Genomic DNA, 13,028 nt, shown 5'->3' with positions numbered 1-13,028 from the left:
TCATTCCTCGCGGGTCAGGGCGGCGAGATCGGCGTCCACCATGATGCGGACGAGCTCCGGCACGTGCACCTGGGCCTTCCAGCCCAGCTCGGCGTGCGCCTTCGACGCGTCGCCGATCAACGAGTCGACCTCGGTCGGCCGCTCGTAGCGCTGGTCGTAGTCGACGAAGTCGTTCCAGTCCATCCCCGCGTGCTCGAAGGCCAGCTGGACGAAGTCACGGACCGAGTACGACGTACCGGTGGCGACCACGTAGTCGTTCGGCTGGTCGTGCTGCAGCATCCGCCACATGCCCTCGACGTACTCCGGTGCGTAGCCCCAGTCGCGGCAGGCGTCCAGGTTGCCCAGGTACAGCCGCTTCTCCTGGCCGAGCTTGATCCGCGCGACCGCCCGGGTGATCTTGCGCGTCACGAACGTCTCGCCCCGGCGCGGGCTCTCGTGGTTGAACAGGATCCCGTTCACCGCGAACAGGTCGTACGCCTCGCGGTAGTTGCGGGTCATCCAGTAGCTGTAAAGCTTCGCCGCGCCGTACGGCGAGCGCGGGTAGAACGGGGTCTCCTCGTTCTGCGGCGGCGGCGTCGCGCCGAACATCTCCGAGCTGCTCGCCTGGTAGAAGCGGCAGTTCAGCCCGATCATCCGGATCGCCTCGAGCAACCGGGTGGTGCCCATCCCGGTGGTGTCACCGGTGTACTCCGGCTCGTCGAAACTGACCCGGACGTGGCTCTGCGCGGCCAGGTGGTAGACCTCGTCGGGCTGGATCGAGGCGAGCAGCGTGACGAGGCGCGAGCCGTCGGTCAGGTCGCCGTAGTGCAGGAACAGGCGCTTGTCCTGCTCGTGCGGATCCGTGTAGAGGTGGTCGATCCGGTGTGTGTTGAACGTGCTCGCACGACGGATCAGGCCGTGCACCTCGTAGCCCTTGCTGAGCAGCAACTCGGCCAGGTACGAACCGTCCTGACCGGTGATTCCGGTGATCAGAGCCTTCTTCGCAGTACCTTCGGCTGCGTGCTCCGGCTGATGGCCCCCAGTGGTCATCGGTCTTCCCTCCCGTTGGCGAGGTACCAGGCGTAGACACTGGCCACGCCCTCCTCGAGGTCGATACCGGGCTTCCAGCCCAGGGCGCCCAGCTTGCTCACGTCGAGCAGCTTGCGCGGTGTGCCGTCCGGTTTCGACGGATCGGTGCCGATCGCACCTTCATAACCGACCACCTTGGCGATGATCCCGGCGAGCTCGCGGATCGTCACGTCGGTGCCGACGCCGACGTTGATCGGGCCCGGCTCGTCGTAGTGCTCCAGCAGGTGCAGGCTAGCGTCGGCCAGGTCGTCCACATGCAGGAACTCCCGCTTGGGCGTCCCCGTCCCCCACAGGACGACCTCTTCGGCGTTGCCCTGCTGCGCGTCATGGAACCGGCGGATGAGCGCCGGCATCACGTGTGAGCTGGTCAGGTCGAAGTTGTCGTTCGGCCCGTACAGGTTGGTGGGCATCGCCGAGATCCAGCGCAGCCCGTGCTGGCGGCGGACCGCCTGGACCTGCATGATGCCGGCGATCTTGGCGATCGCGTACGCGTCGTTGGTCGGCTCCAGCTCACCGGTGAGCAGGCTCGACTCCTTGATCGGCTGCTCGGCGAACTTCGGGTAGATGCAGGACGACCCGAGGAACAGCAACCGCGGCACCCGTACTTCGAGGGCCGCGTCCATCAGGTTGACCTGGATCCGCAGGTTGTCGCTGAGGAACTCGGTCGGGTGGTCGCGGTTGGCCAGGATCCCGCCGACCTTGGCCGCCGCGTCGATCACCACCTGCGGGCGGTGCTCGGCGAAGTACGCGAAGGTCTGGTCGCGGTCGCGCAGGTCAACCTCCGAGGAGGTCGCACCGATCAGATCGGTGAAGCCCTCGGACTCGAGCTTGCGCCAGATGGCCGAGCCGACCAGGCCGCGATGTCCCGCGACGTACACGCGGGCGTTCCGGTCGAGCCGGCCTCCTTGGTCGGCACCCGTCACTCTGTCCCCCATCAGTAGGCACCAGACCCGCGGATCACCGCGCGGGCCGTCTTCCACAGGATCAGCAGGTCCAGCGTCATCGACCAGTTGTCCACGTAGCGCAGGTCGAGCACGACCGACTCTTCCCAGGACAGGTCGCTGCGGCCGCTCACCTGCCAGAGCCCGGTCAGTCCGGGCTTCACCAGCATCCGGCGGGTGTCGTCGGCGGCGTACAGGGCGACTTCCTGCGGCAGCGGCGGGCGCGGGCCGACCAGGGACATCTCACCCCGCAGCACGTTGAACAGCTGCGGCAGCTCGTCCAGCGAGAACCTGCGCAGCACCCGGCCGAGGCTGGTGACGCGCGGATCGTCGCGCATCTTGAACAGCATCCCGTTGCCGTCGCTGAGCGCGTGCAGGTCACCCAGCCGCTGCTCGGCGTCGACGAACATGCTGCGGAACTTCAGCATCGAGAAGTCTTCACCCGAGCGGCCGACCCGGCGCTGCTTGAACAGCACCGGTCCCTTGCTGCTCAACCGGACCGCGACGGCCAGGCCGAGCAGCAGCGGCGACAGCACCGTCACCAGGATCAGCGCGACGACCCGGTCGAAGACACCCTTCAGCAGGTGCGGGCCGCCGCTGACCGACGGGCGCTCCAGGTGCAGCAGGGACAGGCCGGCGACCGGACGGACCGAGATCCGCGGACCCGCGACCTCGATGATGCCCGGCGACACGATCAGCTCGACGCCGCGCTGCTCCAGCGCCCAGGACAGCCGCCGCAGCGACTGACCGGCGAGATCCGGGTCGGACGCGACGGCCACGACGTCCACGGCGTGCCGGTCGACGGCGGCCATGATGTCCGCCTCGTCCAGCTCGTCCGGGCCGAGCAGCAAGGCGTCGTGCTCGCGGTGCGGCCGGCCGTCGCCACGGGGGCGACAGGTCGCGACCACGCGGAAGCCGTCCGAGGGACGCTTCTCGAGGTGTTCGCTCAAGGTCGATGCCTGGCCGTTGCGGCCGACGACCAGCACGCGACGCATGCAGCGGCCGCGGTACCGGTGGCGGCTCAGGTCACGGCGCAGGCCGTACCTGAGCAGTAGCGCGAGCAGCACCGTGGCCGGGATCGCCAGCACGACGAAACCGCGCGCGATCTCGCTCTTGGTCGCGTACGACACGATCGCGACGACGGCGGTCAGCCCGGCGCCCGAGCGCAGGATCGAGCGGAACTCGTCCGGTCCGGCGCCGAAGAAGCGTGGCTCGTAGCCCTTCGACATCGCCACCGCGGCGACCCAGGCCAGTGGCAGCAGGCTGCCGAAGACCAGATAGGCACCGCCGACCTGGTAACCGAACCTGGTCAGCAGGGCGATCGAGACGCCGATCACGGCCGCGAGCAGGTCGCCCCCGAGCGCTGCCCAGCGATAGACCGCGACCCATTGCGGCTCGGTCAGCCGCGCCGACCGCGGCACGATCGCGGGCACCGAATCCGGTACCACCCAGACCGGCCGGCGGCGATCGAAGTACTCGGCCGGCGCGACCGTCGTCTGCAATGTCGCTGATGGCAGGCCTGTCGACGACAGGCCTGTAGCTATGATCGCGCCTGTTTCAGACGCGGATTCCCCCATGACGGCATGATCCGTCACCCTAGTCACCCCCCGGTGAACCGGCCGCGGTTTGAGTCACACTCTTCACAATCTCCAGTGGACCCAGTCGCGTTACGCCGTGAAGTACACCGTCCCGTCGACGGCAGTTCACCGAGGGTACTACGCGCAAAGCAGGTCCGACAGTAGTAACTACGGAGTGTTGGGAAGCGTTACGCAGAGGGTATTCACAGCAGTTCCGCGGGACCGCCGAAGCGGCCCCGCGGAACCTGAAGGGGTGAGCAAGCAGAGGTCAGCCGGCGATCAGGCCGTCTCCGCTGATCAGTTCGCGCATCTCGGCGAAGGTGCTGTCGCTCGGCGGCAGGATCGCGTCCGAGTCGTGTAGCTCGTCGTTCGGCACCTGGTCGCCGGCCCGGACGAAGTCCAGCAGCGCGGCGAAGGCGGCCTTGAAACCGTCCTCGTCGTTGGCCGAGACGGCCTTCTCCAGGTCGGTGTCGACCGCATTCAGCTCGTCGAGCTTCTCGTCGGCCAGCTTGTACTGACCTTCGCCCATGATCCGGACGATCATCTACGCGTCTCCGTCCTGCGGTCGGACCGGCTGCTGCACGGGTTGCTGCGCCGGCTGCTGGGGCTGGGCCGCGCCGGGCGCGTCCTGAGCGATCTGCTTGGGTGCCTCGGTCGGCGCGATCTGCGCCTTCAGCGCGGCGAGCTCGGACTCCACGTCCGACCCCGTCGACATCCGCTCGAGCTCGAGCGTGATGCTGTCCTTGGACGACCCGGAGGCGTCGTCGAGCGCGCCGGAGGCGAGCAGCTCGTCGATCGCACCGGCTCGGGCCTGCATCTGCAGGGTCTTGTCCTCGGCGCGCTGGACCGCGAGGCCGACGTCGCTCATCTCCTCGGAGATACCGGAGAAGGCCTCGTTGATCCTGGTCTGCGCCTCGGCCGCCGTGTAGGTGGCCTTGATCGTCTCCTTCTTGGTGCGGAAGGACTCGACCTTCGCCTGCAGCCGCTGCGACGCGAGGGTGAGCTTCTCCTCCTCGCCCTGCAGCTGGGCGTGCTGGGTGGTCAGGTCGTCGATCTGGCCCTGCAGCCCGGACTTGCGGGTCAGCGCCTCGCGAGCGAGGTCCTCCCGACCCATCGAGAGCGCCTTCTGTGCCTGGTCCTGCAGCTTCTGCGACTGCGACTGCAGCTGCGAGGCCTGCAGCTCGACCCGCTTCCGGCTGGTGGCCACGTCAGCCACGCCACGGCGTACCTTCTGCAGCAGTTCGAGCTGCTTTTGATACGAGTAGTCAAGGGTTTCGCGAGGATCTTCGGCCTTGTCCAAGGCCGTGTTGGCCTTGGCCTTGAAGATCGTCGACATCCGCCTGAAGATGCTCATCGATATCCGTACCCCTTCTGTGCCGGAGGTGACCCGGCGTGCGTGTCATCCACCCTATGTCCCTGCGGGTCACCACACCATCAGGACCGGCCCGGATAAAGTAGTGCAAAGGTCCGGGGACCACCCCGAGACCGGCGTCGCCAGTCCCGAATGAGGTTCAGTCCCCGTGTTCCGTCGTACCAAGTCTGAGACATCGTCCCAAACGCAGGCCGCCGCCCCCCAGCCGAAGGTCGGTGGCAAGGGGCGTCCGACCCCGACCCGCCGCGAGGCGGAGGCCACCCGCAAGGCCGCGCTGAAGAAGCCGCGCAACCGCAAGGAGGCGGCGGCGTACCGGCGGGAGAAGGTCCGGACCGAGCGCGGCAAGATGCAGGACGCGATGAAGACCGGCGACGACCGGTACCTGCCGGCGGCCGACAAGGGCCCGGTCCGCCGGTTCGCCCGCGACTATGTCGACTCCCGCTGGTCGGTGATGGAGTTCGCGCTGCCGGTGCTACTGGTGATCTCCCTGGTCGGCGTCGTCTTCTCCCAGGCCTTCCCCTGGTTGCCGGGCCTGGTCAACATCCTCTTCCTGGTGATGATCGTTGCGATCGCCGGCGACTGGTTCATCGTGACCGGCGGGCTGAAGCGCGCGGTCAAGGCCAAGTTCCCGGACGACTCCGCCAAGGGCATCGGCTTCTACGCCGTCCGCCGGACGATGCAGATGCGCCGCTGGCGCCTGCCCAAGCCGATGGTCGCCCGCGGCGAACGGCCCTCCTAGCTAGGCGGCATAACTTTCCAGCCCCCAGCGGTATCGAAGTAATCAGAAGCATTACTTCGTACTACGGATCCAGGGGCTGCTCATGTCCGGTCGACCGATCGCAGCGGCTGTCGCCGCGTTGCTGGTACTGACGATTACGCCCGGGGCCGCGCGGGCCTCGGGTACGGAGGCGTCGGGGCAGGCAGCGGCCACCGCCGCCTGCATGATGGTGCTCGGGTCGGTGACCGCCGGTGGCGATCACACGGCCAGGGTGATCACTGCCGGCTCGCCGGCAACGGTGCGGGAGAGCAGGGGCTTCACCGACATCTACCCCGACGGCCAGGTCCGGCTGAGCTCGATGATCGCGAACGATCCGGACATCACCAGCACCGGTGGGCTGTTCTGGGGCTACGTGGTCATGGGCTCTGTCATGTACGACTCCAGCTACTACCTCACGGAGGACGGCCAGGTCGACCGGTCGAGGCAGGCAGTTTCCCGGGTCGGTGGCGGCTGGGGTGACATGACCTTCTTCGAGACCAGCAGGTTCTGGGACTATCCCCAGCTACCGAACCTCACCACCCAGTACGCCCTGCGCGCCGACGGGACGCTGACGCGCTGGGAGATGCACTACTACAACAACAAGCCCGCCGTGCTCTGGGCCGACAGGCAGTCCGCGACCGGGTTCGCGGCGGTCAAGACGATGGCGTTGATCAGCCAGACCGCGACGTACGAGACCTTCCTGGCGAACACCCGGGGAGGTGCGCTCTACACGATCAGGCTGCCCCGGACGTCGCCGCTGAAGCCAGTGGTGAAGAAGGTGCGCGCCGCCACCTGGCAGGGCTTCGAGACGATAGTGATCGAGAAGTGCGGCCAGTACGGCACGATGCTGCTCGGCATCGACAAGGACACCCACTCCGGCTACTTGTACGCCGTCGGCCACGCGAACGGCGCCGCCACCGTGATCAAGGGCCTCGGCAAGGTGCCGGCGACCTTTGCCGACCCCGTCTACTTCCGCCACGCCCTCCGGCCTGGTGACGCCCCGATGCTGTTCGGCGAGTGACCTCGATCGGCGGGCGCCGGTTTCTCGCAGTAGGGTCGGGGCATGGACTTTCGGTATCTCGGAAACAGTGGGTTGAAGGTCAGCGAGATCTCGTACGGGAACTGGCTCACGCACGGCTCGCAGGTGGAGAACGAGCAGGCCAAGGCCTGTGTGAAGGCGGCCCTGGAGGCCGGGATCACCACGTTCGACACCGCGGACGTCTATGCGAACACCAAGGCGGAGACCGTCCTGGGTGAGGCGCTGGACGGGGTCCGGCGGGAGTCCCTGGAGATCCTCACCAAGGTGTACTGGCCGACCGGGCCGGGCGGACCGAACGACGCCGGGTTGTCGCGCAAGCACATCCACGAGTCGATCAACGCCTCGCTCAAGCGGCTGAGGACGGACTACGTGGACGTCTACCAGGCGCATCGGTACGACACCGAGACGCCGCTCGAGGAGACGATGGAGGCCTTCGCCGACGTCGTCCGGGCCGGCAAGGCGCTCTACATCGGGACGTCGGAGTGGACGTCCGAGCAGCTCCAGGAGGGCCACCGGCTGGCCCGTGAGCTGCACGTCCCGCTGGTCTCCAACCAGCCGCAGTACAGCATGCTCTGGCGCACGATCGAGGCCGAGGTGGTGCCGACGTCGGAGGAGCTCGGTATCGGCCAGGTGGTCTTCTCGCCGATCGCGCAGGGCGTGCTGACCGGCAAGTACAAGCCGGGCGCCGAGCTGCCGGCAGGGTCGCGGGCGACCGACGACAAGGGCGGCTCGAACATGATCAGCCGGTTCCTGAACGACGACGTGCTGACCCGGGTGCAGGAGCTCAAGCCGATCGCGGACGAGGTCGGCCTGTCGCTGTCCCAGCTCGCGATCGCGTGGGTGCTGCAGAACCCGAACGTCTCCTCGGCGATCACCGGCGCCTCCCGGCCCGAGCAGGTCACCGAGAACGTGAAGGCGGCCGGCGTGAAGCTCGAGGACAGCCTGCTGAAGCGGATCGACGAGACGCTCGGCGGCATCGTCGAGCGCGATCCGGCCAAGACCGCGCAGAACTCCCCGCAGACCCGGCCGGGCCGATGAGCTGGACGTGGCGGTTCGAGACCGCCGCCGGCGAAGCGGCCGACCCGGGTGATCTGACGGGTGCGGAGTTCTCGGCCCAGGGCGACGCGGAGAGCTGGCTTGGCGAGATCTGGCGCGAGCTGGCCGAGAAGGGCGTCGCTCAGGTCTATCTGCTCGAGGACACCCGCGAGGTCTACGGCCCGATGAGCCTGGCGGCCCAGGAAGAAAAGTAGTCAGCGACGCCCGTACGCCGGAATGTGCCCTGCCGCACGTCCCCCGTACGGGCTCCCGCAGTGTCCGCATACTGGGCGATAGGCTCCGGCCATGACTGCAAAGCGACTGGTCCTCACGCTGCTGACCGGCTTCTTGCTTGCGGGGACGGTCACCACCACGGCGCAGGCCGAGGACGGCTACCGCTTCTGGGGCTACTTCCAGTACTCCGGTGGGCAGTGGGCCTTCGCGCAGAAGGGCTCTGAGGGCGTAGTCCCCGCCGACGGCTCCGTGGAAGGCTGGCGGTACGCCGTCGGCGGCGCCAAGCCCCGGGTGCCGCGGGCGGCCGGCGACTTCGCCACGATCTGTGGAGCGACTCCTACCGAGACCGGCAAGAAGCGGGTCGCACTGGTGATCGACCCCGGTACTCCGGCCGACTCGGCCTCGGGTGAGGCTCCTCCCCCGGCCACCGGGACCTGCGTCGTCACCGACCTCAAGGCGACCGGCGCGAAGATCCTGGCCGCAGTGAAGCCGGTCCGGATCGAGAAGGGCCTCACCTGTGGCATCGGCGGCTACCCGGCGACGGGCTGCGGCGACCCGGTCAAGAACATCACCGTGCCGGCCACGGACGAGCCGGTGAAGCTGGAGATCGGCCCTGCGGTCGGCTCGACCGCCACGCCGACTGCGGCTGCCGTACCGACGAACTCCAACCAGGCCCCGACTTCCTCAGACAGCGGCACGCCTTGGACCGGGATCATCATCGCCGCGTTCGTAGTGCTCTTGCTGGCCGGTGGCGGCCTCGCGCTCAGCCGCCGGCGTTCTGGCCAGCACTAGGTGCGCGCTGTCAATCAATTGACGCTGCCCCGGGCGCTGCATCCCGGGGCGTGGTGGCTTTGGTCGCTGGGGCTCGCGGTGGCGGCCAGTAGGACTCGTAATCCCGTTCTGCTGGTCCTCATCCTGGCCGTGGCCGGCTTCGTGGTGGCAGCGCGCCGTAGTGACGCTCCCTGGGCCAACAGCTACGTGGCCTTCCTCAAGCTCGGCCTGGTCGTGATCGGCATCCGTGTGGTCTTGCAAGCGCTGCTGTCGACCCGGTCGCAGGGCAACACCATCCTGTTCACGCTGCCGCAGCTCCCGGTGCCCGAGTGGGCCAACGGCGTCAAGCTCGGCGGCGAGGTCAGCGCCGAGGCGGTGCTGACCGCCCTGTACGACGGCGGCCAGCTCGCCGTGATGCTGTGTTGCATCGGCGCCGCCAATGCGCTGGCGAGCCCGCGCAGGCTGCTCAAGTCGCTACCGGGCGCTCTCTACGAGATGGGCGTGGCCTGTGTGGTCGCACTGACGTTCGCGCCGCAACTGGTCACCGACGCTCGCCGCATCCGCGCTGCGCGACGCCTGCGCGGCCGCACCCGCGGTTCCTTCCGTACTACGGCCATGCCCGTCCTCGAAGGTGCTCTGGACAGGTCGGTCGAGTTGGCGGCCGCAATGGACTCCCGCGGCTACGGCCGGACTGCGCAGGTCCCCCGACGCCAGCGGCGAATCACCGGCGGCGCAGTGCTCCTCGGGCTGCTCGGGATCGCCCTAGGCATCTACGCCCTACTGACTGACGCCATGGCGTTCCCTGTCGCCGCTGGTGCGCTAGCGATCGGTTTGCTGCTCGCAGTCGGCGCCATGGCCGTCGGGCGCCAGCGGGTCACTCGCACTCGCTACCGGCCGGATCCGTGGGCCTTGCCCGAGTGGCTGGTGACCTTGTCCGGTGCCTTGGCGGCTGCGGTGATGATCGTCGCTGCGGCTCGCGGAGCCTCCGGTTTGGTGCTGGCGGGTCCCTTGGTGGTTCCGCCGGTGCCGGTGGTGCCAGTGATCGGCTTGCTGCTCGGGCTCGCGCCGGCTGTGGCCGCACCGCCGCTGACCCGGCGACGCGAGCTGGTGGCGGCATGATCGAGTTCGACCGCGTGACGGTCACCTACGACGGCGCCACCGAACCAGCCATCCGCGAGGTGAGCTTCACCATCCCGGAGGGTGAGCTCGCGCTCGTGATCGGCCGGACCGGCTCCGGCAAGTCCACGCTGCTGCGGACCATCAACGGGCTCGTGCCGCATTTCACCGGCGGGACGCTGGCCGGCCGGGTGATCGTCAACGGCCGGGACACCCGCGAGTACCGGCCGCGCGATCTGGCCGACGTGGTCGGCATCGTCGGGCAGGACCCGATGGCCGGGTTCGTCACCGACACGGTCGAGGACGAACTCGCTTACAGCATGGAGTCGCTCGGGATCGCACCGGACGTGATGCGGCGGCGAGTAGAGGAAACACTCGATCTGCTGGGGCTTGCCGACGTACGGGACCGGGCGCTGACCTCTCTGTCGGGAGGGCAGCGGCAGCGGACGGCGATCGGGGCTGCGCTCACCTCCCACCCGGCAGTACTCGTCCTGGACGAGCCGACGTCGGCGTTGGACCCACAGGCTGCCGAGGAGGTCCTGGCAGCGCTACAGCGGCTCGTGCATGACCTGGGCGTCACTGTGGTGATGGCCGAGCACCGGCTGGAGCGGGTCATCCAGTACGCCGACCGGGTGATCGAGGTGCCCGGCGGCTCTGCAGCAGTCACTACCGGGCTACCGGTCGACCAGATGGTCACTGCACCCGTAGCGCCGCCAGTGGTCGAGCTAGGCCGCCTTGCCGGCTGGTCACCGCTGCCACTGTCAGTGCGGGACGCGCGTAGAGCTGCAGTGGCTCTGCGCAGCCGCCTGACCAACTTGGCTCCGCTGAGGCCAGTCGCTGTCGAGGGGCGCGAGTTGGCTCAGTGCAAGGACCTAGTGGTGGCCTATGGCAACACGCCTGCGCTGCGTGGGGTCTCGCTGAGCATCAGGTCTGGCGAGGTAGTCGCACTGATGGGCCGCAACGGCGCGGGCAAGTCCACTCTGCTCAATGCGCTCGTCGGGCTCGTCCAGCCCCGCTCTGGCAGCGCCACCGCGGCCGGCGCCGACCCACGGCGTACGAAGCCGTCGCGGTTGGTCAAAGTCGTCGGTTTGGTGCCGCAGGAGCCGGCAGACCTCCTGTACGCCGCGACGGTGGCTGACGAGTGCGCCGGAGCCGACAGCGACTTCCGGGTGGCACCCGGGAGTTGCCGGGCAGTGCTGGACCGGCTTGCACCCGGGATCGATGACCAACTACACCCGCGCGACCTGTCCGAGGGACAGCGGCTCTGCCTGGCGCTGGCCGTCGTACTGTGCAGTGCTCCTCCCCTGTTGCTGCTCGACGAGCCCACTCGCGGGTTGGACTACGGCGCGAAGCATCGGTTGGTCGAGATCCTGCGAGAGCTGGCACTGGCCGGGCATGCGGTCGTGCTGTCGACCCATGACGTGGAGATGGTGGCCGAGGTCGCCACCCGGGTCCTGGTACTGGCTGACGGTGAGCTGGTGAGCGACGGCGAGACTGCGACCGTCATCGCGGGCTCCCCGGCCTTCGCCCCGCAGGTGGCGAAGATCCTGGCGCCACTGCCCTTCCTGACCGTCGGCGAGGTCGCGAGCGCGTTGGAACGGGCCTCATGAGACTCGTCCAGCTCAAGCCCCGCAGTACGGCGACGCTGGTACTCACCTCTGTCGTCGGCATCCTCGCCTTCGGCTGGCCGCTGTTCTGGTCCACCTCGCAAGCGGGCGAGTCGGCCATCGGGCACACCACTGACGCGCCGTGGCTCTTCGTCTTGCTGCTGCCGCTGCTGGTGGCCGTAGTACTGGCTGAGCTGTCCGAGGACGGCATTGACGCCAAGGTGATCTCCCTGCTCGGCATGCTCGCCGCAGTGGGTGCTGCGCTGCGCGCACTCGGGCCTGGTACTGCCGGACTCGAGCCTGGGTTCTTCCTGCTGATCCTGGCCGGGCGAGCCTTCGGGGCCGGGTTCGGGTTCGTGCTGGGGGCGGTGTCGCTGCTGGCCGGTGCGCTGGTCAGTGGCGGGGTCGGGCCGTGGATGCCGTTCCAGATGTTCGCCTGCGCCTGGGTGGGCTGCCTTGCCGGGCTGCTGCCCAAAGTGGGCGGCCGGCTGGAGCTGCTGTTGCTGGCGGCGTACTCGCTGGTCGCCGGGGTGCTCTACGGCCTGGTGATGAACCTGTGGTTCTGGCCCTACGCTACCTTCGGCAGCGACTTCTCGTTCATCCCCGGCGACTCGCTGGTGGACAACCTGCATCGGTACGGGCTATTCGTCGTGGCCACCTCGCTCGGCTGGGACATCCCGCGCGGCGTGCTCTGCGCAGTCCTGGTGCTGGCGCTCGGCCGACCGATCCTCAACGCCTTCCGACGGACCGCCAGGAAAGCTGCATTCGACGTACCGGTGGTGTTCGATAGGGGGCCTAATGGCTGAGTTGATCACCGGTCCTGACGGTGCTGTGGTCGACGGCGTGCTGCGGCTCGGAGCCGACGGCATCGTCACCGCCGCCGGGTACGAGGTGACGACAACCAGGACCAACCGCGGACTCCGGTACGACGTACTGACGCCCACCGGCGAGCAGTTGTCGTGGACAGCCCCACTGGCGGCGCAGCGGACCCTGGTGCTCGGTGGCGCCCGCTCCGGCAAGTCCACCGAGGCCGAGCGGCTGCTGGCCGACTACCCCGACACGCTGTACGTCGCCACGGGAGGTGACGGGTCCGCTGACCCCGAGTGGGCCGAGCGGATCGCCCTCCACCGCGCCCGCAGACCCGCTTCCTGGGGACTCGCCGAGACCGTCGACCTCGTACCGCTGCTGGAGACGCCAGGCCCGCCGCTGCTGATCGACTGCCTCACCCTGTGGCTCTCGCGCACGATGGACGCCTGCGAGGTCTGGGCTGACCACAGCCGCGCGGTCGAGGTGGAGAAACGGATCGAGCTGCTCGCGGAGGCGTGGTCCCGGACAACCAGACTAGTGGTTGCCGTGAGCAATGAAGTCGGCTCCGGAGTGGTCCCCGCCGACGCCGGCACCCGGCTCTACCGCGACCTGATGGGCCGGGTGAACGCTACCGTCGCCAGGCGATCGGAGACGGTGCTGTGGTGCGTCGCGGGGCGGACTGTCGCGCTCTGAGCACCGGGGAG

At 68.5% G+C, this 13,028-nt stretch carries 14 protein-coding genes; 9 read left to right on the top strand and 5 right to left on the bottom strand.

Features of this window, described 5'->3' with window-relative positions; translation table 11 throughout:
• The 5 genes from gmd to G3I17_RS18600 form a co-directional block, all read right to left on the bottom strand.
• Nucleotides 1-1,029 carry a GDP-mannose 4,6-dehydratase gene (gene gmd / locus G3I17_RS18620; protein ID WP_164597892.1) on the bottom strand — a complete coding sequence of 343 codons (1,029 nt, stop codon included), beginning with the start codon at nt 1,027-1,029 and terminating at the stop codon, nt 1-3.
• Nucleotides 1,026-2,003, bottom strand: a complete 978-nt coding sequence (locus G3I17_RS18615; protein ID WP_164597889.1) for a GDP-L-fucose synthase — start codon at nt 2,001-2,003, stop codon at nt 1,026-1,028. The genes gmd and G3I17_RS18615 overlap by 4 nt, the downstream gene beginning before the upstream one ends.
• The gene (locus G3I17_RS18610) at nt 2,003-3,511 is read right to left on the bottom strand and encodes a sugar transferase (RefSeq protein ID WP_203590397.1); all 1,509 of its coding nucleotides are present in this window, start codon (nt 3,509-3,511) and stop codon (nt 2,003-2,005) included. Before G3I17_RS18610 ends, G3I17_RS18615 begins: the two co-directional genes overlap by 1 nt.
• A gap of 343 nt (nt 3,512-3,854) precedes the next feature.
• A complete protein-coding gene (locus tag G3I17_RS18605) occupies nt 3,855-4,130 on the bottom strand; it encodes a hypothetical protein (RefSeq protein ID WP_164597885.1) in 276 nt (91 codons plus the stop codon).
• Nucleotides 4,131-4,940: a PspA/IM30 family protein gene (locus G3I17_RS18600; protein WP_164597883.1), complete on the bottom strand. Its 810-nt coding sequence runs from the start codon at nt 4,938-4,940 to the stop codon at nt 4,131-4,133.
• A 166-nt stretch (nt 4,941-5,106) separates the two neighbouring features.
• Between G3I17_RS18600 and G3I17_RS18595 the strand changes: the two genes are divergently transcribed.
• From G3I17_RS18595 to G3I17_RS18555, 9 genes are all read left to right on the top strand, one after another.
• Nucleotides 5,107-5,697, top strand: a complete 591-nt coding sequence (locus G3I17_RS18595) for a DUF3043 domain-containing protein (RefSeq protein WP_164597880.1) — start codon at nt 5,107-5,109, stop codon at nt 5,695-5,697.
• Between the two features lie 82 nt (nt 5,698-5,779).
• Entirely contained in the window at nt 5,780-6,736 is a 957-nt protein-coding gene (locus G3I17_RS18590) for a hypothetical protein (protein WP_203590396.1), read from the top strand.
• 42 nt (nt 6,737-6,778) lie between these two features.
• Nucleotides 6,779-7,792, top strand: a complete 1,014-nt coding sequence (locus tag G3I17_RS18585; RefSeq protein ID WP_164597878.1) for an aldo/keto reductase family protein — start codon at nt 6,779-6,781, stop codon at nt 7,790-7,792.
• Nucleotides 7,789-8,004 (top strand): hypothetical protein, encoded by a 216-nt coding sequence (locus G3I17_RS18580; RefSeq protein ID WP_164597875.1) that lies wholly within the window; start codon nt 7,789-7,791, stop codon nt 8,002-8,004. Before G3I17_RS18585 ends, G3I17_RS18580 begins: the two co-directional genes overlap by 4 nt.
• A gap of 91 nt (nt 8,005-8,095) precedes the next feature.
• Nucleotides 8,096-8,815: an SCO2322 family protein gene (locus tag G3I17_RS18575; protein ID WP_164597873.1), complete on the top strand. Its 720-nt coding sequence runs from the start codon at nt 8,096-8,098 to the stop codon at nt 8,813-8,815.
• On the top strand, nt 8,816-9,913 hold the full coding sequence (locus G3I17_RS18570; protein WP_164597871.1) for a CbiQ family ECF transporter T component: 1,098 nt from the start codon (nt 8,816-8,818) through the stop codon (nt 9,911-9,913).
• Nucleotides 9,910-11,520, top strand: a complete 1,611-nt coding sequence (locus G3I17_RS18565) for an ABC transporter ATP-binding protein (RefSeq protein ID WP_164597869.1) — start codon at nt 9,910-9,912, stop codon at nt 11,518-11,520. Before G3I17_RS18570 ends, G3I17_RS18565 begins: the two co-directional genes overlap by 4 nt.
• Entirely contained in the window at nt 11,517-12,323 is an 807-nt protein-coding gene (locus G3I17_RS18560) for an ECF transporter S component (protein ID WP_164597867.1), read from the top strand. The genes G3I17_RS18565 and G3I17_RS18560 overlap by 4 nt, the downstream gene beginning before the upstream one ends.
• Nucleotides 12,316-13,017: a bifunctional adenosylcobinamide kinase/adenosylcobinamide-phosphate guanylyltransferase gene (locus G3I17_RS18555; RefSeq protein WP_164597866.1), complete on the top strand. Its 702-nt coding sequence runs from the start codon at nt 12,316-12,318 to the stop codon at nt 13,015-13,017. The genes G3I17_RS18560 and G3I17_RS18555 overlap by 8 nt, the downstream gene beginning before the upstream one ends.
• Nucleotides 13,018-13,028: the final 11 nt, after the last annotated feature.

Origin of the sequence: Streptomyces sp. SID13031 (assembly GCF_010548305.1) — a bacterium.
Classification (GTDB): domain Bacteria; phylum Actinomycetota; class Actinomycetes; order Propionibacteriales; family Kribbellaceae; genus Kribbella.
The sequence above is the reverse complement of the archived record's forward strand: the minus strand, read 5'-3'. Positions and strand labels throughout refer to the sequence as shown.